The sequence below is a fragment of the Streptomyces lydicus genome, from assembly GCF_004125265.1.
Taxonomy (GTDB): domain Bacteria; phylum Actinomycetota; class Actinomycetes; order Streptomycetales; family Streptomycetaceae; genus Streptomyces; species Streptomyces lydicus_C.
Genome location: NZ_RDTE01000003.1, coordinates 178,297 through 200,288, shown reverse-complemented (window position 1 = coordinate 200,288; position 21,992 = coordinate 178,297). Strand labels below are relative to the sequence as shown.

The 21,992-nt window shown below is 69.8% G+C and carries 22 protein-coding genes and 1 pseudogene; 9 read left to right on the top strand and 14 right to left on the bottom strand.

All coding sequences use genetic code 11. The features are described from left to right. Positions 1 to 394 precede the first annotated feature (394 nt). The 6 genes from D9V36_RS03785 (at position 395) to asnB (ending at position 5,806) form a co-directional block, all read left to right on the top strand. Positions 395 to 589, top strand: coding sequence for a hypothetical protein (locus D9V36_RS03785; RefSeq protein WP_241720689.1), 195 nt, complete (start codon positions 395 to 397; stop codon positions 587 to 589). 93 nt (positions 590 to 682) lie between these two features. Beyond that, positions 683 to 1,762, top strand: a complete 1,080-nt coding sequence (locus D9V36_RS03780; RefSeq protein WP_206739593.1) for an ABC transporter substrate-binding protein — start codon at positions 683 to 685, stop codon at positions 1,760 to 1,762. 14 nt (positions 1,763 to 1,776) lie between these two features. After that, entirely contained in the window at positions 1,777 to 2,859 is a 1,083-nt protein-coding gene (locus D9V36_RS03775; RefSeq protein WP_431357740.1) for a FecCD family ABC transporter permease, read from the top strand. Then, positions 2,856 to 3,671, top strand: a complete 816-nt coding sequence (locus D9V36_RS03770; protein WP_129292491.1) for an ABC transporter ATP-binding protein — start codon at positions 2,856 to 2,858, stop codon at positions 3,669 to 3,671. Before D9V36_RS03775 ends, D9V36_RS03770 begins: the two co-directional genes overlap by 4 nt. 68 nt (positions 3,672 to 3,739) lie before the next feature. Then, positions 3,740 to 3,964: a hypothetical protein gene (locus tag D9V36_RS03765; protein ID WP_241720688.1), complete on the top strand. Its 225-nt coding sequence runs from the start codon at positions 3,740 to 3,742 to the stop codon at positions 3,962 to 3,964. 15 nt (positions 3,965 to 3,979) lie between these two features. Further along, complete coding sequence (asnB, locus tag D9V36_RS03760; protein WP_129292490.1) at positions 3,980 to 5,806, top strand: asparagine synthase (glutamine-hydrolyzing); 1,827 nt, start codon at positions 3,980 to 3,982, stop codon at positions 5,804 to 5,806. 155 nt (positions 5,807 to 5,961) lie between these two features. On the opposite strand, the pseudogene D9V36_RS03755 reads toward asnB, so the two are convergent. Together D9V36_RS03755 and D9V36_RS03750 are read right to left on the bottom strand one after the other, a co-directional pair. Further along, a pseudogene (locus tag D9V36_RS03755) lies at positions 5,962 to 6,120 on the bottom strand (DUF664 domain-containing protein); the annotation flags it as partial. A gap of 88 nt (positions 6,121 to 6,208) precedes the next feature. Further along, positions 6,209 to 6,835: an SAM-dependent methyltransferase gene (locus D9V36_RS03750; RefSeq protein ID WP_129292489.1), complete on the bottom strand. Its 627-nt coding sequence runs from the start codon at positions 6,833 to 6,835 to the stop codon at positions 6,209 to 6,211. Positions 6,836 to 6,922: 87 nt separating this feature from the next. Between D9V36_RS03750 and D9V36_RS03745 the strand changes: the two genes are divergently transcribed. Next, a complete protein-coding gene (locus D9V36_RS03745; protein WP_129292488.1) occupies positions 6,923 to 7,477 on the top strand; it encodes a helix-turn-helix domain-containing protein in 555 nt (184 codons plus the stop codon). A gap of 189 nt (positions 7,478 to 7,666) precedes the next feature. Here the strand turns inward: D9V36_RS03745 and D9V36_RS03740 are convergent, their stop codons facing one another. The 7 genes from D9V36_RS03740 to D9V36_RS03710 all read right to left on the bottom strand — a co-directional run bounded on the left by D9V36_RS03740 (position 7,667) and on the right by D9V36_RS03710 (position 13,016). Then, the gene (locus D9V36_RS03740; RefSeq protein ID WP_129292487.1) at positions 7,667 to 7,981 is read right to left on the bottom strand and encodes a hypothetical protein; all 315 of its coding nucleotides are present in this window, start codon (positions 7,979 to 7,981) and stop codon (positions 7,667 to 7,669) included. A 321-nt stretch (positions 7,982 to 8,302) separates the two neighbouring features. After that, entirely contained in the window at positions 8,303 to 8,908 is a 606-nt protein-coding gene (locus D9V36_RS03735; protein ID WP_129292486.1) for a TetR/AcrR family transcriptional regulator, read from the bottom strand. 112 nt (positions 8,909 to 9,020) lie between these two features. After that, positions 9,021 to 9,869, bottom strand: a complete 849-nt coding sequence (locus D9V36_RS03730; RefSeq protein ID WP_129292485.1) for an NAD(P)H-binding protein — start codon at positions 9,867 to 9,869, stop codon at positions 9,021 to 9,023. Next, positions 9,869 to 10,291: a nuclear transport factor 2 family protein gene (locus D9V36_RS03725; protein WP_129292484.1), complete on the bottom strand. Its 423-nt coding sequence runs from the start codon at positions 10,289 to 10,291 to the stop codon at positions 9,869 to 9,871. Before D9V36_RS03725 ends, D9V36_RS03730 begins: the two co-directional genes overlap by 1 nt. Before the next feature lie 263 nt (positions 10,292 to 10,554). After that, positions 10,555 to 11,523 carry an alpha/beta hydrolase gene (locus D9V36_RS03720; RefSeq protein ID WP_129292483.1) on the bottom strand — a complete coding sequence of 323 codons (969 nt, stop codon included), beginning with the start codon at positions 11,521 to 11,523 and terminating at the stop codon, positions 10,555 to 10,557. Between the two features lie 284 nt (positions 11,524 to 11,807). Then, the gene (locus D9V36_RS03715) at positions 11,808 to 12,254 is read right to left on the bottom strand and encodes a cupin domain-containing protein (RefSeq protein WP_129292482.1); all 447 of its coding nucleotides are present in this window, start codon (positions 12,252 to 12,254) and stop codon (positions 11,808 to 11,810) included. Between the two features lie 30 nt (positions 12,255 to 12,284). Then, complete coding sequence (locus D9V36_RS03710; protein WP_129292481.1) at positions 12,285 to 13,016, bottom strand: SDR family oxidoreductase; 732 nt, start codon at positions 13,014 to 13,016, stop codon at positions 12,285 to 12,287. Positions 13,017 to 13,197: 181 nt separating this feature from the next. On the opposite strand from D9V36_RS03710, the gene D9V36_RS03705 reads away from it, so the two are divergent. Then, a complete protein-coding gene (locus D9V36_RS03705) occupies positions 13,198 to 14,256 on the top strand; it encodes a zinc-dependent alcohol dehydrogenase family protein (RefSeq protein ID WP_129292480.1) in 1,059 nt (352 codons plus the stop codon). A 137-nt stretch (positions 14,257 to 14,393) separates the two neighbouring features. On the opposite strand, the gene D9V36_RS03700 is transcribed toward D9V36_RS03705, so the two are convergent. Next, entirely contained in the window at positions 14,394 to 16,118 is a 1,725-nt protein-coding gene (locus tag D9V36_RS03700; protein ID WP_129292479.1) for a flavin reductase, read from the bottom strand. Between the two features lie 77 nt (positions 16,119 to 16,195). Further along, on the bottom strand, positions 16,196 to 17,416 hold the full coding sequence (locus D9V36_RS03695) for a styrene monooxygenase/indole monooxygenase family protein (RefSeq protein WP_129292478.1): 1,221 nt from the start codon (positions 17,414 to 17,416) through the stop codon (positions 16,196 to 16,198). 449 nt (positions 17,417 to 17,865) lie between these two features. Here D9V36_RS03695 and D9V36_RS03690 point away from each other — a divergent pair, with 449 nt between their 5' ends. Next, complete coding sequence (locus D9V36_RS03690) at positions 17,866 to 18,921, top strand: AraC family transcriptional regulator (protein ID WP_241720687.1); 1,056 nt, start codon at positions 17,866 to 17,868, stop codon at positions 18,919 to 18,921. Between the two features lie 137 nt (positions 18,922 to 19,058). Here D9V36_RS03690 and D9V36_RS03685 read toward each other — a convergent pair whose 3' ends face one another. The 3 genes from D9V36_RS03685 to D9V36_RS03675 form a co-directional block, all read right to left on the bottom strand. Next, the gene (locus D9V36_RS03685) at positions 19,059 to 20,240 is read right to left on the bottom strand and encodes an acyl-CoA dehydrogenase (RefSeq protein ID WP_129292477.1); all 1,182 of its coding nucleotides are present in this window, start codon (positions 20,238 to 20,240) and stop codon (positions 19,059 to 19,061) included. 206 nt (positions 20,241 to 20,446) lie between these two features. After that, positions 20,447 to 21,151: a pyridoxamine 5'-phosphate oxidase family protein gene (locus tag D9V36_RS03680; protein WP_129292476.1), complete on the bottom strand. Its 705-nt coding sequence runs from the start codon at positions 21,149 to 21,151 to the stop codon at positions 20,447 to 20,449. Between the two features lie 323 nt (positions 21,152 to 21,474). Continuing rightward, positions 21,475 to 21,969 carry a cupin domain-containing protein gene (locus D9V36_RS03675; RefSeq protein WP_206739592.1) on the bottom strand — a complete coding sequence of 165 codons (495 nt, stop codon included), beginning with the start codon at positions 21,967 to 21,969 and terminating at the stop codon, positions 21,475 to 21,477. Between the last annotated feature and the right edge of the window lie 23 nt (positions 21,970 to 21,992).

The window sequence follows — 21,992 nt, the reverse complement described above, 5'->3', positions numbered from 1 at the left end:
ATTCGCTGAGAGGCCCCCGGTCCCAGCGCAACGGCTTCATGTCCCCATCGTCACCGGCAGTCGGGTCCGGACCCGGCCCTGCAGGTCAGGCCAGTTTTTCGGGTAGCGCCGAGGCCTCCGGTAAGTAACTCCAGTGTCAGATTGATCTCGAATGATCGACCATGTTGGGGTTATGCGCTCCCGCGGTTCACAGTTATTTACAGATGTCTGAATCCGTTTTCTCAAATTATCAATAACTGGCGCGGCTTGCCATCATCAACCTTGACGGTTTCTGTCCTGGGCGGCCGCCCCAGGGCTGCCGCGACGGTGCAGTGCCCGGCCCCGGAGCACCGGCCCTGGGGCCAACCAGTGGGGTGGCTGGAAGCAGCCCGAGTGCGAGGTGTGGGCGGGTGCCTTGCACCATGCCGACCTCGACGCCCTCAAGCAGCGAGTGTTCGAGACGCCATGGCGCGAGCCGAACCTGGTCCAGCTCCTGGTGATGGATCAGGAGGAAGGGTTCTTCCGCCTGTGGATGATCCGGGACAACGAGCTGCGGCCGTTTGCGCCGCAGCAGCCGAACGAGCAGGACGACGGCTTCTACCAGGACTGACCGCGTGGCGGGAACTCGGCAGGAGATCGCCCCGACTACTGAAGCAGGTAACGGAGGTTCGTCCGCTTACCGAGTGGATCTGGGAGGGTATGGATGCGTTCTCGTGTGTGGGGCGGTACGGCGGCCGTTGTACTGGGCGGCCTGCTGGTCGCCGGCTGCGGCGGCGGGGAGAAGGACGCGGCAAAGGCGAGCACCGGGAACGCCGGCACGTCCGCAGGCGGGTCCTATCCGGTCTCCGTCACCGACTGCAGGGGCGAGAGAACCACCTTCTCCGAAGCCCCGAAGGGGATCGTCACCAGCAACGCCTCCAGCCTGGAGCTGCTGCTCCGCCTCGGCGCCGGGGACAAGGCGATCGGCACCGGCTTCCCGCCCGGCAAGGGCACACTGCCCGGCGCACTGGCTGCGCAGGGGCAGAAAGTGAAGGTGCTCAGCCAGAACGTGATCCCGAAGGAGAAGCTCCTCGGCTCCGGCGCCGACCTGTACATCGACACGTTCGCGTCCATGGGGGGCATGAGCGGGGGAGGGATGGGTGATGCGCCGACCGCGGAGGAGTTCACCGCGGCCGGAATCAAGCACCTCTACCTGAAGTCCACCGCCTGCGCGGCGCAGGGCAAGAAGCCCGTGACGGACCTGTCGGCGGTCGAGGCCGACATCACCGCGCTCGGTGCGGTCACCGGCACGAGTGCCAAGGCGAAGGAACTCGTCGCCGGGATGAAGGAGAAGGTCGGCGCGGTCCGGAAGGCGGTCGGCGGTACGGCGGCGGGCAAACGGCCGGCGTACTTCTTCTTCGACTACGACGCCGGCACCAAGCAGCCCACCGTCGTCTGCAACCGCCAGATCGCCCACGCGGTGATCACCCTGGCCGGAGCCCGCAACGCCTTCGCCGACTGCGAGGGCGACAACAAGCAGGTCGGCTGGGAGGACGTGATCGCCAAGAACCCGGACTGGATCCAGCTCGGCGTGCGCAACCGGGGCAGCGGGGCGGCGAACAAGAAGGCGTTCGACGAGGCGCAGAAGTGGCTGGAGACCAATCCGGCGACCAAGGGCCTGACGGCGGTCAAGGAGGGCCACTTCCTGCGCATCGGATCCGAGCCGACCACCATCGCCGGCGTCGAGAACGCCGAGACGGTCGAGAAGATCGCCAAGACCCTCTACCCGGGCAAGGTCGGCTAGCCGTGCTGTCCACGATGTCCGCGTCCCGCCGCAAGACCACCGACGGGAGAGCGGACGGGAGAGCGGACGCACGCAGTCTGCCCGCCGGGCCGCTGGTGTGCCTGCTCGGCGTCGCCCTCCTCGTCACGCTGACCGCCGCGGTGGCCTGGGGATCGACGTCCATCGCGCCCGCCGAGGTGTGGGGTGTGGTGTGGCGGCGGCTGTCCGGCGAGGCCCCGCGGCCGGGCACCAACGACCTGATCGTCTGGCAACTGCGCGTCCCCCGTGCCGTGCTGGCCGCGCTCGTGGGCGCCGGGCTCGGCGTCGTCGGTACGGCGGTGCAGGCGCTGGTGCGCAACCCGCTGGCCGACCCCTACCTGCTGGGCATCTCCAACGGCGCGTCCCTCGGAGCGGTCGCCTCCCTCGTCCTCGGCCTGGGCACGGGCGGGGTGCTCGGCTTGGGGCTGTCGGGTGCGGCCTTCGCCGGAGCCCTGGCCACCTTCGCCCTCGTGTGGGCCGTCGCCCGGCGGGGCGGCGGGTTCGCGCCGCTGCGACTGGTGCTGGCCGGGGTGGCGATCGGCCAGTTCCTGTCCGGCTTCACCAGCTTTCTGGTGTTGCAGGCCGGGGACGAGCAGCAGACGCACAGTGTGCTGTTCTGGCTCATGGGCAGCCTGAGCGGCGCGAGTTGGCCGGTCCTGGCCCTGCCCGCGATCGTGGTGCCGCTCGCCCTGCTGTGGCTCCAGGCGCGGGCCCGGGGACTGAACGCGCTGATGATGGGCGACGAGACCGCGGCAGGGCTCGGCGTCCACGTCACCCGGCTGCGCCGGGAGCTGTTCACGGTGACCAGTGTGCTGACCGGTGTCCTGGTGGCGGTGTCCGGCGCGATCGCCTTCGTCGCGCTGATGGTGCCGCACGTCTGCCGCCTGGTCGTCGGCGGCGACCACCGTCGCCTGCTGCCGGTCTCGGCGCTGTTCGGGGCGCTGCTCCTGGTGGTGGTCGACATCGTCTGCCGTACCGCGATGGACTCGCAGGAACTGCCGGTCGGCGTGGTCACCTCGCTCATCGGGGCCCCGGCCCTGCTGTACCTGCTGGACCGGCGCCTGGGGAGCGGAAGTTGAGAATCGACATCGAAGACCTGAGCGTCGCCTACGCCGGCCGTACGGTCGTGACGGGCGCCCGTCTGGTGGCGGCCGAGGGCGAGATCACCGGCCTGGTCGGCCCGAACGGCAGCGGCAAGTCCACGCTGCTGCGCACGGTCTACCGGCACCTGACCCCCACCGCGGGACGGGTTCTGCTGGCCGGTACCGATCTGCGCGAGCTGTCCGCGGTCCGGTCGGCCAGGCACGTCGCGGCGCTGCCGCAGGAGAGACAGAGCGAGTTCGAACTGACCGTTCGCGAGGTCGTCGCAATGGGGCGTACACCGTACAAGCGGGCCTTCGCGGGGGATGACGCCACCGACCGGGACACCGTCGCCCGCGCGCTCGCGGACGTGGGCATGGCAGCGGCGGCCGGGCGCCGGTTCACGGCCCTGTCCGGCGGCGAACGCCAGCGCGTCCTGCTGGCCCGCGCGTTCTGCCAGGACCCCGACGTGCTGGTGCTGGACGAGCCGACCAACCACCTCGACATCCGCCACCAGGTCGAACTGCTCGCCCTGCTGCGCGCCCAGCGCCGTACGACGCTGGTGTCACTGCACGACCTCAACGCCGCTGCCTCCGTGTGCGACCGACTGCACGTCCTGCATGCCGGAGCGGTGATCGCCTCCGGACCGCCGCGCGAAGTCCTCACTCCCGATCTGCTGGCCGAGGTGTTCGGGGTGCGGGCCGCTGTGGTCGACCACCCGCTCACCGGCGATCCGCTGATCGCCTTCGACCACCAGGCGCCGGCCGGCAGCAAGGCGTCTGCGCCGGAAGAGGCACCCACCGGCGGATGAACGGCGGCCCGCCCGACCTAGGCCCTCGTCATAGGCGTGGCCCCACCGGACCGGACCGGATCGCGGCCGTGGGCGCCACGGTGCAGCTCGCCCGCAGCCTCGGCTTCACCCTCGGTCCCGCGCCGGCCACCGCCGCCTGGGGGCTGACCGGACCTCATGAGGGCGTACGGGCCGCACTCGCACTGGCTGCCCTCGCCGCCTGCCTGTCCGTACCCCTGCTCGCCCTGCCCGGCAGAAGGGCCGCTGCCGTCCCCGAGAAGGCGACCGACACGGCGTCGGCCGCTCACGACTGACCCAGGAGCACTCCTATGTGCGGAATCACCGGATGGGTGTCCTTCCACCACGACGCCCGCACCCAGCGCCCGGTACTCGAAGCCATGACGGCCACCCTCACGCCACGGGGCCCGGACGCGTGCGGCGTCTGGCTCGGCGAGCAGGCCGCGATCGGTCACCGCCGTCTGGCCGTCATCGACCCGGCCGGTGGCGTGCAGCCGATGACCGACCGGCCGGACCGCCCGACCACCGTGCTCAGCTACAGCGGCGAGGTGTACAACCACCACCAGCTGCGCGCCGAACTACGCGGCCGCGGGCACCACTTCCGCACCCGCAGCGACACCGAGGTGGTGCTGCGCGCGTACGCCGAATGGGGTGCGGACCTCGCCGGCCACCTGGAGGGCATGTTCGCCTTCGCCGTCTGGGACGACCGTGCGCAGCGGCTGCTGCTGGTACGCGACCGCCTCGGCGTCAAACCGCTGTACTGGGCCGCCGTCGACGGCGGCCTGGCGTTCGCGTCCGAGCCCAAGGCCCTCTTCGCCCATCCGGAGATCCGGCCACGGGTGGACGCCGACGGGCTCCGCGAGGCGTACAGCCTGCTGTTCAACACCGGACCGACGGTGTGGTCCGGGGTGCGCGAGGTGGAACCCGGCGGCGTGCTCGTGCTGGACCGCGACGGCATCCGCGAACGCCGCTACTGGCAGCTGGCGGCCGACGCGCACGACGACGACCTGGACACGGCCGTCGAACGGGCCCGTGAGCTGGTCGGCACGGCCGCCCGCAGCCAACTGGAGGCCGATGTCCCGCTGTGCAGCCTGCTGTCCGGCGGCATCGACTCCACGGTCCTGACCGCGCTGCTCGCCGACGAACTCCGTCTGCGCGAAGGTCCGGACTCCCGCATCCGCTCCTACGCCGTCGACTACAGTGACCAGGCCGAGCAGTTCACCGGCGACGTGCTGCGCACCGGCCACGACACCCCGTACGCCGCCGAGGCCGGCGCCTACATCGGCACCGAACACAGCACGGTCGTCCTCGACCCGCTCACGCTGCTCGACCCCGAGCACCGCAAGGCGGTCGTTGCGGCAAGGGACTCGCCGATCGGGGTCGGCGACATGGACACCTCCCTGTATCTGCTGTTCGGCGAGATCCGTAGGCACTCCACCGTGGCGCTGTCCGGCGAGGCGGCGGACGAGGTGTTCGGCGGCTACCCCTGGTTCCACTCCCCGAAGGCGCTGAACGCGGCCACCTTCCCCTGGCTCCTGGTCACCGGCGACGAGGCCGCCATGCCGCTCAACCCGGCGCTCGACCTGCGCATGGGGGAGTTCCGCGAGGACACCTATCGCAGCGCGCTGGCCGCCGTACCGCACCATGACGACGAAACCCCCGCCGAACACCGCCAACGCGAGATGCAGCATCTGTCCCTGACCCGCTGGCTGCGCCAACTCCTGCACCGGAAGGACCGGTTGAGTATGGCGCAGGGCCTGGAGGTCCGCGTCCCCTACTGCGACCACCGCCTCGTCGAGTACGCCTTCGCCACGCCCTGGAAGGTGAAGAGTTTCGACGGCCGGGAGAAGAGCCTGCTGCGCGCCGCCGGCGCCGGACTCGCGCCCGACTCCGTGCTGCACCGGCCCAAGAACCACTACCCGGCCACCCACCATCCCGACTACAACCGCGGCCTCCAGGACCTGGCCCGTGACGCCCTGGCCGCCGATCAGGTCCGGTCCCTGGCCGACGAGACCCACCTCGAACCCTGCCTCGACACCCCGCCCGACCGGCTGGAATGGGGCCACCGCCTCCGCCTCGAACGCGTCGTCGACCTGGCTCTGTGGCTGGACCACTACCGGCCCGAACTCGCCCTCTGAGAAGCCTTCGTGGGACCGTGCTGCCGGCACCGGCACCGGCACCGGCACCGGCACCGGCACCGGCACCGGCACCGGCACCGGCACCGGCACCGGCACCGGCACCGGCACCGGCACCAGCGACGCTCCCTGCGCGCCCCCGACTCGGAGAAGGCGGATCAGCGCCCGGTCGTGCCGTCGAGGAATTCGCGGAGGATGTCCGCCTGGCCCGCGTGCCGGCCGGTCTCCTCGATCATGTGGGTGAGCGCCCAGCGGATGCTGGGAGCGGGGCGGTCCGGCCGCAGCCGGGGGACCGGTGCGCCGAGATCGGTGCACCCGGGCGGGGTGTCGCGACGGCCGTTGCGGAGCGTGGTGCCGGGCACCGTGGTCTCCTTTCCTTCGTCGGGGGCGAGTGCCGCCGCCGTGTCAGGCGGTGCGGCGGATGAGGAGGACGTGGTCGGTGACCTCGGCGGTGCGCCCGTCCGGTCCGGTCGCGATCCGGCGGGGTGCGTCGGCCCGCTCGACCGTCCAGGTCTGTGGCGCCAGGCCGATATCCGCCGCGACTTCCCGCGGGCTCGGGTAGCGGATGTCGGGATCCTGGTTCCACGACCACGGCGCGGTGGAGCCGTGGTCGACGATCAGCAGCTGCCCGCCCGGGCGCAGCGCGTGCGCGGCCGAGCGCAGCACGGCCGCCCGGTCCAGGTCGAAGGGGGTGTGGAGGTAGTGGGCGCAGACCAGGTCGAATGCGCCGGGCGGGAAAGAGGTGTGCAAGTCGGCCCGCACGGTGGTGACGCGGTCGCCCAGGCCGTGTGCGCGGACGAGGGCGGTGAGCCGTTCGACCGCCACGGCCGAGATGTCGACTGCGGTGACCTGCCAGCCCAGGCGGGCGAGCCACAGCGCATCGCCGCCGTTGCCGCAGCCGAGGTCCAACACGTCCCCGGGCGGCAGGCCCGTTCCTGTCTCGGTGAGGCGGACATTCGGCTGCGGTCGGCCGGCTGCCGGCCTGGCCGTGTAGACGCCGTCCCAGAACGCGATCGCATCGGTGGTGTTCATCAAGGCTCCTTGTGTCGGGATGTCCGCAGTTTTGCCGGGAATCCCACGACTTGGCACGGAATCTTGCGGTTACGGCAAGATGGTCCGATGGATCGCAAGACGGACGACGACGTGCTGGACGCGGTGGGGCCGCGCCTTTGTGCGCTGCGTCGTGACCGCGGCATCACCCTCGCCGGCCTCGCCGCGACGACCGGCGTATCGGAGAGCACGCTGTCCCGTGTCTACGACGTTCCGCTGGACGACCTCGTCGGCGCCCCGCGCACCGGCGACCCCCGGATACATCTCAAACCGATCAGACGGTTCGGGATGACCTTCGTGCCCCTCTCCCGGCGACCGGGCGGGGTGCACGCCTTCAAGATGATCATCTCCGCCCGGCCGGAACCACTCGAACCGGCCCCACAGACCCACGAGGGCTTCGAATGGCTCTACGTGCTCACCGGACGCCTGCGGCTCGTGACCGGCGAGCGCGACCTGACGCTGCCGCCCGGTGACACGGCCGAGTTCGACACATCCTTGCCCCACTGGCTGGGCAGCGCCGACGGCGGCGCGGTCGAGCTTCTCATCCTGTTCGGCCTGCAAGGGGTGCGGGCGCACGTACGCACCGACCCTCATCGGTCCGATGAGGCCGGGGGACTCCGGTGACTCAGCGGACCAGCTCGGTGGCGGCGTTCTCGCCGGCCGGCTCGGCTTCCGGGACGCCCAGTGCCATCTCAGCTCCGGGCTCCACAGGGCAGGACGGGCGGGGTCTCCAGGAAGTCCTGGCCGTGCGCATCGCGCGACACTTCGGGCTCACTGTCGAGTTCCGTCCCCGCGATTCCGTGATCCGTTGCCTCAGGAGAGTGGGGATGCCCCGATGGGCAGCAGGGTGATCGTGGCGTGTGCGGCGTCGAGGTCGCCGTCGTAGGAGCAGGTGAGCAGGCCGGCCGCGCTGAGTTGGGCCAAGGCACCGGTGAGGATTTCGGGGGACGTACGCAGTGCGAGTGCGGCCGGCCGTACGGGGAGGCTGATGATGTGCGCCGTGGCCCGGCCCAGCGCTGGGGCGGCGGTGGCGAGGTCGGCGAGGAAACCCGCCAGCGGCCCCCCTTCGAGGGCCGAGTGTGCCTGCGCGACCCACGGAGCCAGCCAGTCATCGGCCAAGGGCGTCACCGGTACCACTCCTCTTCACTGGGCTTGAGAGCAGCATCGGCCGGAGACCCGCTGTGACGCACGTACAGACGGCCGTACGGGTGAGCCCTCCGCTCCCTGGAGGGCCGGGCAGCGACCGTTGACGAGGCGAGCGGGTCCGGCCGGACCGCTGCGCACCCGCGGGCGGGCCTCGCGAACCATCACCGAAGTCACACCGCACTCGTCGGCCGACGGTGGAGAAGCAGGGAAACGGGAGACACAGCGGCAAAGCCGTGGCAACGCTGTGGGTGACCCGTCCCCGAGCACCGCTCAGCCCGGCTTTGTGACCGGGGGAGCGGTCGCTCATGCCTCCTTGCGCGTGCCGGGCGAACTGGAGTGGGAACCCAGGGCGTTGTCGACGTAGGCCGCGAGGCAGGAGCGCAGGCCGTCAGGTGTCATCTCCTGGTCGTCGATCAGGTGTGCCACGAGGTCGGCGCGGATGGTGGCCAGCAGTGCGTGGGCGGTGAAACCCGCGTCGTGGACGCCGGGCACCTGATCCAGCGCCGCATGCAGCATTCCGTGCCACCAGCCGTAGTGTTCGGCCCGGTAGGGGCTGCTGAGCCCGGCTTCCTCCGCGGCCGCCATCAGGTTCCGGTTCTCGATCTTGAAGCACAGTGAGGCGTCGAGCAGGTCCAGCACCCGCTGCCGCGGTGAGGACCCGGCCGCGTCCTGTGCCTCCCGCACGGCTTGCTGCAGGGGTTCGAGGCGGGAGGCGATCACGGCGCCGATCAGGCCGGTGCGGTCGCCGAAGCGGCGGAAGAGGGTGCCCTTGCCCACGCCCGCGGCCGTCGCGATGTCGTCCATCGACACGCTGTGGGGGCTGCTGCTGGCGGCGAAAAGGGCGTCGGCGGCAGCCAGGACGGTCTCTCGGTTGCGCAGGGCATCCGCACGCTCTGGGCGCTGGGCCACAGGTCCTCCTCGGTCTTCGGCCTGTCCCGGCCCCCGGAATGATATGCGGCCGCTTCATATGAGTGGCGCTCGCGGCCTGCTGCACCCACCGAGGCCGCTCCCGTCTCGAACGTCAACTACTGCACGACACCTCCCGTTCTACGAAGGCGCGGAACGTGCCCGGGGAGCGGCCGGTGAGGCGCTCGACGGTGTCCGAGGTACGGTCCTCGGCGCCGCCGGCGATGGCGCGGTCCATGCCGGCCAGCATGGTGGCGAACTCCAGCGGCACTTCGGTCGCCCAGCGATCGCGCAGCTGCTCGAAGGTCAGGTGACGGTGCACGACGGGTCGGCCGGTGACCTCGGTGATGACGGTGGCGACGTCGTCGTAGCTGAGGGCCTGCGGCCCGGTGAGGATCGGGTCGGTGTTGGGGGCCTGGTCGTCAGTGAGGGCGTGCACCGCGACGGCGGCGATGTCCTCGGCGTCGATGAACCCGACGCGTCCGTCTCCCGAGGCCGTGCGGATGACGCCGTCCTCGCGGATGCTGCGTGCGTGGAGGGTGCGGCCGGTGAAGTTCTGCATGAACCAGGAGGGCCGCAGTACCGCCCACTCCTCGAACAGGCCGGGCAGCTCCCCGTGGACCTGCCCCACCGCCGGACCGCCCGCGGGAATCGCCGAGGAGCTGAGCAGCACCGACCGCTGCACTCCTGCCGCACGGGCCCGGCGGAGGAAGGGCAGCATCACCGTGGCCGGGTCGGAGGAGCCGATGGGCGGGACGAGGTAGGCGCGGTCGACGCCGTCCAGGGCCTCGTCCCAGGTCGCGGGCTCGTTCCAGTCGAAGCGGACGGCCTCTGCGCCTGCCACCGGGGTGGCAGTCCGGCCGGCGGCCTTGGCGCGGTGGCCCTTGCTGATCAGGCCGGCGGTGACACGGCGGCCGGTGGTGCCGGTGGCGCCGATGACCAGGGTGGTGTGGGAGGTCGTCATCAGTGTGCTCCTGCGAAGTCGGCGCCGGGCTGGGATACGGCGAGGGGGTTCCAGTAGTCGCGGTAGGAGGTGATGAGCCCGTCCTTGACCGTGACCACGGCGATGTACGTCATGGCGAAGGGGCTGTCGGTTTCCACCAGGCGGCCGACCCCGCGCATCTCCACCACGATCGTCTCCGGGTCGCTGGTCTCGTGGATCTTCACGTCGGGGAAGTCGTGCAGGTCGATGTGGTCGGGATAGTGGCGCATGTAGTCGCCGACCGCGGCCTTGCCTTCGAGGCGCAGGGGCCAGCCGTCGGGCGCGAAGGGGAATTCGAGGACACCGTTGTCGTCCCACAGATCCACCCAGGCGGGGATGTCCTTCTGGAGCAGCAGTTGCAGACCGTGGCGGTACAGCTCTGCGGGTGTCACGGGGTTTGTCATGATCAAGGTTTTCCGTTCTGCTCGAAGCCGCGGCGGCCCGGCCCGTCGGGTGCGGTCCGTCGGGCCCGGTTCGTCGGGTGCGGCCGGTAGTCGCGAGAAGCGCGATCTCCGTGATCACGCTCGTGATGACACCTTGCGTGGCACCCGAATGACGGGGCACCCCAATAGAAACGGACCGGCAGTCCGCATGGCATCAACCATACGGACCGCCGGTCCGTTTATCAAGGTCCAGGGAGTCGGGGAGTCCCCCGACGCTCCAGAACTCAGTCCTGGGTGGTTCCAAGAGCGTTGCGCAGGAACGCCGTTGCCTGGTCGATGGCTCCGCGGGCGGCTTTGGAGTCACTCAGCGAGTTGAGCATCATGAAGTCGTGGACCGTGCCGTCATAGCGCACCGTGGTCACCGCAACGTCGGCTGCGCGGAGCTTGGCGGCGTACGCCTCGCCCTCGTCGCGCAGCACATCGGCCTCGTCGACGATCAGCAACGCGGGCGGCAGGCCGGACAGTTGCTCGATGGTGGCGTGGTTGGGTGATGCGGTGATCTCCGCGCGTTGGTCCGGGTCGGTCGTGTAGGCGTCCCAGAACCATTCCATCAGCTTGCGGCTCAGGTAGTAGCCGGTGGCGAATTGGTCGTAGGAGCCGGTGTTCATGGCCGCATCCGTGACCGGGTAGTACATCGACTGCTGTATGAACGTGACGTCACCGCGGTCCTTGGCCATGAGGGCGAGTGCGGCGGTCATGTTCCCGCCGACCGATTCCCCGGCCACCGCCATGCGCTGTGCATCGAGACCCTTGGACGCCCCCTCGCGGACGATCCACTGCGCGGTGGCGTAGCCCTGCTCGATGGCGACCGGGTAGTGCGCCTCGGGCGACGGCGTGTACTCCACGAAGGCCACTGCCGCGCGGGCGCCGACCGCCAGCTCGCGCACCAGGCGGTCATGGGTGCCGGCGTTGCCCAGCACCCAGCCACCGCCGTGCATGTACAACACGACGGGCAGCGTTCCGGTGAGGCCCTGCGGCTTGACGATGCGTACCCGCACATCGCCCACCGCGGCCGGAACCGAAACCCACTCCTCGTCGACCGGCAGCTTGTCGACCGGCGCGGCCTGGAGGTCGTCGAGCACCTTGCGCGCCGCGGTCGGATCCAGCTCGTACAGGAACGGGTGTTGCGAGGTGGCGTCGGCGAACTCCTGTGCCTCGGGCTCCAGGATGATGGACGCGGTGTGACCAGCCATGGGAATGCTCCCTGGGAAATCCGGGAGGCGCACGACAAAGAGCCGGGGCGCTGAAGAGCGCCGCGCTGCGCTCGGGCTGCGCGGGGCGGCCGGCAGAGCCTCCGCCCGCGTTCAAGCCCCTTACGGGCCCCCTTATGGGCGTATTTGTCCAGTGTAATTGCCCGTCCTCCGCGGGCGCATTCCAAGGAACCGCCCCCTCCGTCCGCCGGATGCTCGGCCCGGTGACGACACGTCCTCCTCGACGATGGGCTCACCGGCGATCGGTCCCGGCTGTCAGCGGCGGGTCAGGCGCCCGGGCGGGGAGCCCGCAGGTGCCGGCGCCGGGCCAGCTCCTCGTCGTCGACCAGCGTGAGCATGGGCTGACCCGGTGCGCACATCATGGTGACGAGGAAGCGGCTCCTGGAGTCCGTCCGGTTGTTTCCGTCCTGGTAGTGGATGACATCGCCGCCCGGCTCCCAGAACGTCTCCCCGGCCTTGATCACCCGCTCCGGCTCACCTTCCAGCTCGAAGAGCATCTCCCCCTCCAGCACGTAGCCGAAGGCCGGTCCCGAGTGCCGGTGCGGAGGGGTGCCGGGATCGCCGGGAGGGAACTCGACCAGAACGGTCATCGCCTCCGCCCCCTCCGGAATCAACGGCGGTTTCGCCGACTGCAGCACGGTGAGCGCCGTCTTCCACGCTTCCGAGCGCGGCCGACTCCCGGCGCCGCCTGCCGCCTGTTCGTTGTTCGACATGGCGAGGTCTCCAGTCGCGGGCCGGCCGGGTCAGGCGAGCCAGTCGGTGTAGTGGGTGGGGGCGATGCGTGCGTCGCCCTTGGTGGTGAGCGCATCGCCGTCGACGGCGGCGAACATGCCGGCGGTGTCGTCGGTGACGACCGTGCGTCCGTCAGGCCGGGCTCTCAGGGTGATCCGGCCGATCTCGTCGAGGGGATGGACATCGGGCCCGCCCACATTGAGGGTGGCGTTCAAAGGGCTGCCGGCGGCGACTTCGGCGACGGTGTCGGAGACGTCCTGGGCGGCGATGGGCTGGAGGGGGGTGCTGGGCAGGCGGACGGTGTCGCCCTCGGTGGTCCAGGACATGGTGGCCGCCATGAACTCCATGAACTGGGTGGCGCGGACGATCGAGTAGGGGAGCGGCCCGGCCTTGAGGATGTCTTCCTGCAAGACCTTGGCGCGGTAATAGGCCAGGTTCTGCACCTGGTCCGCGCCGACGATCGAGAGGATGACGAAGTGGCCCACCCCGCCCTTGTGGGCGGCGGCCAGGAGGTTGTCCATCGAGGTCTGGAAGAAGGCGGGAGACGCATCGTCGAAGGTCGGGGAATTCGTCAGATTGACGACGCAGTCGGCTCCGGCCACCGCCTCCTCCACGCCCTGACCGGTGAGCACGTCGACACCTGTGGACGGTGAGTGCGGTACGGCCTCGTGCCCCGCGGCGTTCAGCTTCTTCACGACCTGCGATCCGATCAGACCGGTACCGCCGATGACTGCGAACTTCATGGGTCACCTTTCGTCACGCGTCGATGGGCCATGCGTCCAGATTGCGGCGATGCGGCGCGCGGCGCACCCTGGCTGGTGCACTTGGTCGGCATGCCCGTGATGCGCACCTGATCACGCCGGCCGCAACGCCCGCCGAGTTCGTCGGGCGCTGAGACGCGAAAGGTCACTCATGCCACGATCCATGCGCGCGCTCGTAGCCGGAAAGGTGGGCGAGCCGGCCGATGTCCTGCGGCTGGAATCCCGTCCGGTTCCCACACCGGAAGCCGGTCAGGCGCTGATCCGCGTGAAGGCGACTCCGATTCACGCCAGCGATCTGCACGTGCTCCGTGGCCGCTACGGCTTCTCGCCCGAGTTTCCCGCTGTCGGGGGTCGCATGGAATGCGTGGGCCGTATCGAGGCCCTGGGCCCGGACGCCGGGGGACTGAAGACCGGCGAGCGCGTGGTGGCCGTTGCCGTCCCGGCGGTACCCGGGCCGCCGGTGGCCGGCACCTGGCAGGAATACCTTGTTGCCGATACCCGAAGGCTCCTGCCGGTCCCCGATCGCCTCAGCGACTCCAGCGCCTGTCAGCTCGCCGTCAACCCGCTGACCGCACTGCTGCTGGTCACCCGCGAACTCGACGTACAGCCGGGGCAATGGCTGTTGCAGACGGCCGCGGGCTCCACCGTCGGCCGCCTCGTCATTCAGCTGGCCCGGCACCTGGGCATACGCACGATCAATGTCGTGCGGCGGCGCGATGCCGTCGAGGAGATCAAGGCACTCGGCGGTGACGAGGTCATTTGCACCGAGGACGAGGACCTGTTGCAGAGAGTGGCCGAGATCGCGGGACCGGCCGGCGTGCACAAGGCCACCGACTGCGTCGCGGGCGAGGTGGGTGCCCAGGTGTTCCAGGCGCTGGCTCCGGGCGGAGAGCTCGTGGTCTACGGCGCGCTCTCCACCCACCGGCAGACCGACCCGGCAGCGCTGACGATCCCGCTGCCGGCCCGCTCGGTCATCTACGAGACCAAAGCACTCCGAGGCTTCTGGCTCAACCGCTGGTTCGGCACCGCCTCACCCGCGGAGGCGCTGCGCGCGCTGTCCGAGGTGCGCGGTCTCGTTGACGAGGAAGTGCTGAGCATCCCCCAAGGCGAGCCATTCCCGCTCGAACGCTTCACCGAAGCCCTCACCTTCGCCGAAGCACCCGCACATGGCGCAAAACCACTCTTCGTCTTCGAGGACGGGCGGGACGAAGACGACAGGTAGGACGCGGCCCGGCCTCGATCGGAACCGGCTGCCCGGCCTCGGCCGGAAGGCGGCGGCGCATGGTGCCCACCATGCCGCCGTTGACTACCTGGTCCCTGCGTGAGCCGGATGGCGCCAGGCCACCGGGCAACTCGCGTTCACAGATCTGGATGCTTCGTCGCCACCTGGTAGTACCCCGAGTGGAACACCAGAGGGGTACCGCCGTCGGCCTCGTACTGTTCGACCTCGCCGAGGAAGACGATGTGGTCGCCGGCGTCGAGGCGTTGCACGGTGCGGCATTGGAAGCGGGCGACCGCGCCGTCCAGGAGGGGGGTGCCGGCGATGCCGGGGGTGGTGGGGATGCCGTGGAACTTGTCGTCGGCCGGGGTGGCGAACTGGCGGGAGAGATGGTGCTGGTCGGCGGCCAGTACGTGGACGGCGAAGTGCGAGGCGTCGGTGAAGTCCGGGAGGCTCGGGCTGTTCTTGCCGGGGCACCACAGGACGAGGGGCGGGTCCATCGAGACGGAGGTGAAGGAGTTCGCCGTCATGCCGACGTTGCGGCCGTCGGGGGAACGGGCCGTCACCACGGTCACGCCGGTGGCGTACTGACCCAGCGCGCGGCGCAGTTCGCGGCCGTCGAAGCGGGCGGCGTGCTGGGCGCGCTTCTCGGCCAGGAAGCGGTGTGCCTCGGCCTCCTCGAACCACCAGCGGTAGAGGGTGCGCGGGTCGTCGAACCCGGCGGCGAGGGCACCGGCGACAGAGGGGATCTCGGCCGCCGCGGTCAGGAGGTCGCGGTGATGGGGACTCAGCTCGGCCAGGAGGGAGTTGGTCCAGCCGACGGCCCATTGGGCCCAGCCGCGCCAGAAGCTGTCGAAGGTGCGCTGCATCCACTGCGGGGTGAATTCGGCGGTGCCGTGGCGGAGGATGCTGTCGAGATAGTGGGTCGCGGCCTGGGCCGCGTTGTTCGAGCCCTGGCCGGTGATCGGATCGTTGAGGACGACGGCGTCGGCCATGCCGAGGACGTGCCGGCCGGAGGCCAGGCGGGCGACGGGGTGCCGGACGGTCGGAGTGAACCTGCCGCGCAACACGCCGCCGTTGTCGGTGAGCCGGGCGTGCCGGTAGTGCTCGTATGCGTCGGGGAAGAACCGGTGGAGGATTTCCAGTGAGCGGGTGAGGTGGCCTTCCGGCGTGCGGATGTCGTCCCAGCAGTCCATCGGCCCGCCGGGGACGCCTTCGAAGACCATGATGTCGCAGGGGCCGGTGGTGGTGAGAGCCGGAAAGGAGAAGAATTCGCCGACGCCGGGGACCAGGCGGTAGTGGACGGCGTCCTCCCCCTCCCGCGGTGCTGTTCCCGTGACGTACGTCAGGGCCAGCGCACGGCGCGGCCGGTCGTACGGGGAGAGTTCGGAGTTGCGCGGGAAGAGTTGGCTGAGCTCGCCCTTGCCGGTGGAGACCACGACGAGATCGTGCGTACGGGCGTACCATTCGAGGTCGTTGACGCCCGCCTCGTGCAGCACGATCTCGCCGCGGCCGCCGTCCGCGAACTGCTCGATCCAGGCAGCGCACTTGACCCGCTGGTCGACGGAGTGGGCAGGGCCCTCCAGCGGCGCGCGCCAGGATACGTCCGGAGTGCCGTGCGGACCGATGAGAGAGAACGCGATGCCCGAGATGTCCGGGGCCTGGTCCTCCCAGTGGTGCAGGCCGAGTTCGCGCTCGCTCTGCAGCGCGGTGTCGAACATGCACTGGCTGGACATGACCGGGCCACGACGTATCTCATCGGGGGCGCGGTCGGTGACCAAGGTGACGTCATAGCCGTGCGCCTGGAGTCCCAGGGCGAGTTGGGCACCCGCCTGCCCGGCTCCGACCACCGCGATCCTTCTCATGTACTGCTGTCCTGCTCTCGTTGCGTAACTATCGCTGACGTGACGTCAGTTTGCTGAGCCGGCCCCTGACGGGACGATCAGGCACCGACCTCGGTCAGGTAGTTCTTCGCGGCGACCGGGTCCATGAACCAGTGGAACAGGTCGCGCGGGTCGTCGAAGCCGTTGACGAAGCGGGCGGCGACACGGGGGTTGGCGCTCGCCGCGCCGAAGAGCTCCAGGACGTGCTGCGGCGGGGCGCCGAGCATCGCGTTGGTCCATACCGTGGCGGACTGCGCGTTGTCCCAGAAGCGGCCGAAGGCCTGCTCCATGAACGCGGCGTCGTACGGGCGCGCGCCGTGGTCCAGGATGGTGGCGAGGTAGGAGGCCGCGCACTTCGAGGCGTTGTTGGAGCCCTGGCCGGTGATCGGGTCGTTGAGGACGACGACGTCGGCGAGGCCGAGCACCTGGGCGCCGGAGGGCAGCGTGGCGACGGGCTTGCGGACGGTCGGCGCGAAGCGGCCCGCGAGGGTGCCGTTCTGGTCGGTGAGCGTGACACCGGCGCAGCGCTCGGCCTCCCACGGAACGTACGCCCGCAGCAGCTCCTGGAACTTCGCCAGCAGCTGGTGCGGGGCGAGCCCGTCGAAGCAGTCGAGCGGGCCGCCCGGGATGCCTTCGAAGAACATGATGTCGCAGGGGCCGCTGGTGGTGAGGCTCGGCATGGTGAAGTACTCACCCACACCGGGGATGACATTGAAGCTGACGCCGGGGCGGTCGGGCAGCGGTGCCATACCGGTGACGTACGCCAGGGCCAGCGCGCGCTGCGGAGCGTCATACGGGGAACGCATGGCGTCCCGCTCGAACAGCCCGGCGATCTCGCCCTTGCCGGCCGCGACGATCACCAGGTCGGAGTCGGCGGCGTAGCGCTCCAGGTCCTCGATGCCGGCCTCGCAGAGCTCCAGACGGCCGCCGCGGCGCGCGAACTCGCCCATCCAGAGCGGCATCTTGACGCGCTGGTCGATGGAGCGGGCGGTGGCATCGAGGCGGGCGTCGAAGGAGAGCGCCCGGCCGCCCTGGCCGTCGGCGATGCTCACGCCGAGACCGGCGATCGACGGGCAGGCGTCGCCCCAGAAGTCGAGGCCGAGGTTGCGCTCGTGGGCCAGCGCGGTGCCGAACATGGCCTGGCTGGACATGACCCGGCCGTCGCGGATCTGGTCTCCGGTGCGGTTGGACACCAGGGTGACGTCAAATCCGTGGTCGATCAGGCCGATGCCGAGCTGGAGACCGGCCTGGCCGGCTCCGACGATGGTGATCTTGCGCATGAGGGGGATCTCCGGATGGGGGTGAGCGGTTTTCGAGCGGTGCCGCGCGGTGCCGTGCGCCGTGCAGCGTTTCGGCACGTGGCGGCGTCAATGCGTGGGGGGCAGCTGTGGGGAATGCGGCTGCCCGCCGGAGGGGGGCCGGCGGGCAGCCGCGGGAGGCCGGGTCACCCGTAGGACCGGGGGAGGGGTCCTGGGTAACCCGGCTCGCTGGAGAGGCCCGGCCGAATCGGTGAGCCGGGGCAGCGCAGGCAAGGGTGCCGCGACGTGCGGGGGCAGGGCCTCGGCGGCCCCCGCCGCGCCGGGCGCGCGTAATAAGCGCAGCGCGCATGCGACGGCCCGGCCGCTGGGCGTGACTCCGTCTCTGACGAGCGCAGTCCGGCCCGGCACTCCCTGCATTGTTACTTCCCAGGCTTCTCTCGGGTCCGCGGCGATCAGGGAGCAATCTTGGTATGGCAAGATCGCCTGCGCTATCCGGATCACGCGGGTCGCTGTCCCGATCGCGCATCTCGGCGGTGGAGGTTTACATGCCCGCTGAAAAGTCCCCTCTCGCAAATCACCAGCGGTTCCATACAGCGGACATTTGGGAGGCGCGGGCCGAGGTCGGCCGTGCCTTCTGTCCGCATGAGCTGCGCATCATGCGGCGCTCGGCGACGCTCGACGCCCGACTGCACGGTGCACCCTTTGATCGGACAGGTCTCTATTACCTCGATTACGGGACGGAAGTCCGGATCACCCCGGGCGATCTGGAGAGCTTTTTCCTTGTCCAGATCCCGCTCGCCGGTTACGCCGAAATCACCTGCGGCCGCGAGGAGATCATTTCCTCCCCGGAACTCGCTTCTGTCCCCTCTCCGACCGGAAAGCTGGACATGCGCTGGGGCGACGGCAATCCGCAGCTGATCGTGTGGTTCGACCGGTCGTCGATGGAATCGCACCTGGGCAGTTTGCTCGGCCGTGCCGTGCGCCGCCCGCTCCTCTTCTCGCTCGGCATGAACCTCACCACACCGGGCTCCCGGTCCTGGCTCAACGTTGTCGACCTCATGCGCCGGGAGGCTGAGGGGCCCGGTGGCATGACAAGCAAGCCCCTCGTGACAAAGCAGCTTGAATCGCTTCTCATGACCCAGCTGTTGATGGCCCAGCCCAACAACTACATGTCGGCGCTGCTCGGCGAGCAGCCGCGCATCGCACCGCCCGCGGTCCGCCGCGCCATGGAGGTCATCGAGGGACACGCCGCCGAGCCGCTCACGGTCGCGGAGATCGCGGAATGCGTCGGCGTCGGCGTCCGGGCCCTTCAGGACGGCTTCCGCCGGCACCTCGACACGACACCGCTCGCCTACCTGCGCGAGGTGCGCCTGGACCGCGTACGCAAGGAACTCCTGGCCTCCGACCCGGGCGCCGTGACCGTCACCGCTGTCGCCTCCCGCTGGGGCTTTCTGCACCCGGGCCGTTTCTCCCTCGCGTACCGCCGGCAGTTCGGGGAGTCTCCTTCGGAGACGTTGCGGTCATAGGAGCGATCCGGCCTTCGCCGGCCCTGACGGTCAGCGGGCGGCGGGTAGCGGGCGTCTGGTGGCGGGCAGGACGGGAGCGGGCAGCCGGGCGGACGCCGGCTCCCTCTCGTACCGCTGTGCGCTCGCCGACCTGGAGGTCACGGCGTCAGGTCGAGGAATTCCCAGTGTGCCCGGGGGTGCGCGCCGCTGAGCCATTTCCCGCAGTTCTGCAAGACCGTGGGGCTTGAGGTGATGTGCTGGGTACCGGTACCGAGATCACGCAGGAACCGGTCGATCGGCCCGCGCCGGACCGCCGCCGTCCCCGCCCATCGGTGCACCGTCCGACCCACTTCCTGCGCGGTCCCTGTTGCGTGGTTGAGCACCAGCCTGAGCAGAGTGTCCTGCTCGGTGCTCGGCAACCCGCCGTCATCCAGGGTGCCTTCGATGCCTCGCCACGCCTCCATCGCCCACGCCCGCGCCGAACGAAGCTTGGCTTCGGCGGTCGCGTACTCCGCGTGGAACTGCGTGGTGTCGACGGCGGCGTTACGTGTGCCGGACTTTGCCGCGGCGACCAACTTCAGTTCATCGAGCAGGCGCCGCCCGACACCGAACGCCCAACCTGTGTGTCCGATCGCGGACATATTGACCAGTCCGAGGCGGTAGATCGCGCCACCGTTGACCGGGTCCGTCGTCGTGGCGGGATACGTGTACGTCGCCGGGACGAACTCATCGGCACAGTGGTAGTCAATACTGTGCGTCGCACGCAGCCCGAGCACATCCCAGTTGTCGACGAGCTCCACCTGCGACTTCGGCATCGCCAGCACCCGCAGCTCCCCGGTGCCCTCGACCTGGATCGCACTGTGGATATGGGTGGCGTGCGCCATACCGGAGGCGAACTGCCAACTGCCGCTCACCAGATAGCCGCCCTCCACCGGGACGGCCCGGCCGGGCCGGGTGCCGTGCCCGGCCGACAACGCGTAGTCCCCACCCGCGACATCAGGGAACAGGTCGGCCGCCGCAACGCCATCGAGATAGGCCGCAGTGGTGCCGGTCATCAACTGCAGCGCCAACATCGTCCAACCGGCCGAGGCATCGTGGTAACTGACCCGCTCGACCGTCTCTATCAATTGGCGTGGGGAGAACTCGTGGCCGCCCAGACTCTGCGGAAGTGCGGCCCGCACGACGCCGGCATCCAGCAACGCCCGCGCGATGTCCTCGGTGAGTCTTCCGAGTTTTTCGGCCGTGTCCGCATCCGCCTCAAGTGCCCCGCCGAGTGTGTCGATCCGCTCGATCATCGCGGGAAATTCCGGACTGACATGCAATCCGACCAAGACCGTCATGGATGCCCGCTCCTCGCTATCCGTATGGAGTCAGCATCACCATAAGGGAGAGGCCGTCCTGTTCCTCGACCTGTTCGGAGGAATTCGCGTGCTGAGGCGGGGAGTTATCGCTCAATCTGTGCCGTGGGACGCCGTTCAAGGAATGCTACTTGGCCGGACTCGGTACCTCTGAACTGCTGGGGAGAGTGGTACCGGTCCGGAGGAAGTCAGATCACGACATCGCGCAGGTCCTCATTCCATGTCATGCCCTGGCGCTCCGCGAGGTGGAGCGGTGCCTTGATGCCGCCGCTGAGGGCTGGATCTGCCTGGAGTTCGCCCCAGTGTGTGTGAAGGGGGAGTACGCCGGCCCACAGCCCGAGTTCGGCGTCAGGGGTGTCGCCGTCGTCCGGGGCCCCGGTGCGGATTTTCACGGACGCCTCGCCGAGGGAGAGTGCAAGCAAGGAGGTGGCGGCGAGCTCCTTGCGGGTGGGCTGTCGGGCGTAGTCCCACTGGCCGGGGGTGGCTTGTTCGGTGAGGCAGCGCAGGCCCGCCCACTTCTCGTCGGGGTCGGTGACCAGGCGAGGTGTACCGAAGATCATGGCGCTGCGGTAGTTGACGCCGTGCTCGAAGACGGACCGGGCCAGGACAAGGCCATCGATGTGGGTAACGGTGACGCAAACGGGCGCTGTTGGCGAGGCGGTCAGACTCCGGCTGGCCACCGAGCCGTGGAAATACAGGGTGTTGCCATCGGAGCCGTAGACGGTCGGCAGGACGATCAGGTTGTCGTCGACGGTTACCCCGACATGGCAGACACAGCCCGCCGCCAGGATGGCATCGAGGTCTGCCCGGTCGAGGCTCCCTTGTTCGCGAAGCCGATGATGGCGGGTGCGGTCCGTTGGGGACAGGGGGCGCACGGGGTCGAGCCGGCTCATGGCAGGGCCTTACGTCGGTGTGGGTGAAGTGTGTGGATGCGGTTTGCGAGGTGGCCGATGCAGCGTCACGGAGCAACGCAGGCATGCAGAAGCAGCATTGACCGGCTCGCCGGTGGGTTGTGACGCGGCCCCGGTGGTGCAGGGCCGCTTTCGGCGCCCCCGCGGAGGCGGTCGCCGAGGGGTGTCGGCGACCACTCGTCGCAGCCTACTGATTCCATCGCCGAGTGACTAGATGTCAACGAAATCCGTTGTATTTAGGCTCAGTTGTAACTGATTCTTCGATGACGTCGATGGGTGGGAGAGCAACACCCTGCCCGCCGGCTTCAGGTGGCGTCGGCGGCGGGCTCGGTCGCGTAGCGGCTCATCGCGTCGATGTTGGCCTGTGGCGTCAGCGGCCTGCCGGAGGCGAGCACGTCCTGGAGATCCCGGAAGTACTGCACGTACAGATCGGGGGTGAACGTGCTGAGCATGACGGCGGGTTGGTCGGTCGGGTTGGCGAAGGTGTGCGGGGTGCCGGGCGGAACCATCACGAATGTGCCCGCGGGAGCGTCGTGGTCCTCGTCCCCGACGGTGAACCGCACGGTGCCGGAGAGGATGTAGAAGCCCTCGTCGTGTCCGGCATGGCGGTGCTGCGGCGGTCCCTGGGTGTGCGGGGCGAGGACGGACTCGGCGATCGCGAGGCGGTGCCCGGTGCGGCTGCCGTCCTCGAGGATGCGCATGCGCGTGGGGCCCAGGACGATGGTCTCGCCGTCGCCGGGACCGACCACCGATACGGCGGGCGCGGCCTGCGGCTTGCTGGTCTCTGCTTCTTCGGTCATACCCACAAGTGCACGGCCAAGGC

Bases quoted from the DNA above. Each gene is read 5' to 3' on its own strand.
- D9V36_RS03780 (WP_206739593.1), top strand. From the start codon at position 683: ATGCGTTCTCGTGTGTGGGGCGGTACGGCGGCCGTTGTACTGGGCGGC.
- D9V36_RS03775 (WP_431357740.1), top strand. From the start codon at position 1,777: ATGTCCGCGTCCCGCCGCAAGACCACCGACGGGAGAGCGGACGGGAGA.
- asnB (WP_129292490.1), top strand. From the start codon at position 3,980: ATGTGCGGAATCACCGGATGGGTGTCCTTCCACCACGACGCCCGCACC.
- D9V36_RS03750 (WP_129292489.1), bottom strand. From the start codon at position 6,835: ATGAACACCACCGATGCGATCGCGTTCTGGGACGGCGTCTACACGGCC.
- D9V36_RS03745 (WP_129292488.1), top strand. From the start codon at position 6,923: ATGGATCGCAAGACGGACGACGACGTGCTGGACGCGGTGGGGCCGCGC.
- D9V36_RS03730 (WP_129292485.1), bottom strand. From the start codon at position 9,869: ATGACGACCTCCCACACCACCCTGGTCATCGGCGCCACCGGCACCACC.
- D9V36_RS03725 (WP_129292484.1), bottom strand. From the start codon at position 10,291: ATGACAAACCCCGTGACACCCGCAGAGCTGTACCGCCACGGTCTGCAA.
- D9V36_RS03720 (WP_129292483.1), bottom strand. From the start codon at position 11,523: ATGGCTGGTCACACCGCGTCCATCATCCTGGAGCCCGAGGCACAGGAG.
- D9V36_RS03715 (WP_129292482.1), bottom strand. From the start codon at position 12,254: ATGTCGAACAACGAACAGGCGGCAGGCGGCGCCGGGAGTCGGCCGCGC.
- D9V36_RS03710 (WP_129292481.1), bottom strand. From the start codon at position 13,016: ATGAAGTTCGCAGTCATCGGCGGTACCGGTCTGATCGGATCGCAGGTC.
- D9V36_RS03705 (WP_129292480.1), top strand. From the start codon at position 13,198: ATGCGCGCGCTCGTAGCCGGAAAGGTGGGCGAGCCGGCCGATGTCCTG.
- D9V36_RS03700 (WP_129292479.1), bottom strand. From the start codon at position 16,118: ATGAGAAGGATCGCGGTGGTCGGAGCCGGGCAGGCGGGTGCCCAACTC.
- D9V36_RS03695 (WP_129292478.1), bottom strand. From the start codon at position 17,416: ATGCGCAAGATCACCATCGTCGGAGCCGGCCAGGCCGGTCTCCAGCTC.
- D9V36_RS03690 (WP_241720687.1), top strand. From the start codon at position 17,866: ATGGCAAGATCGCCTGCGCTATCCGGATCACGCGGGTCGCTGTCCCGA.
- D9V36_RS03685 (WP_129292477.1), bottom strand. From the start codon at position 20,240: ATGACGGTCTTGGTCGGATTGCATGTCAGTCCGGAATTTCCCGCGATG.
- D9V36_RS03680 (WP_129292476.1), bottom strand. From the start codon at position 21,151: ATGAGCCGGCTCGACCCCGTGCGCCCCCTGTCCCCAACGGACCGCACC.
- D9V36_RS03675 (WP_206739592.1), bottom strand. From the start codon at position 21,969: ATGACCGAAGAAGCAGAGACCAGCAAGCCGCAGGCCGCGCCCGCCGTA.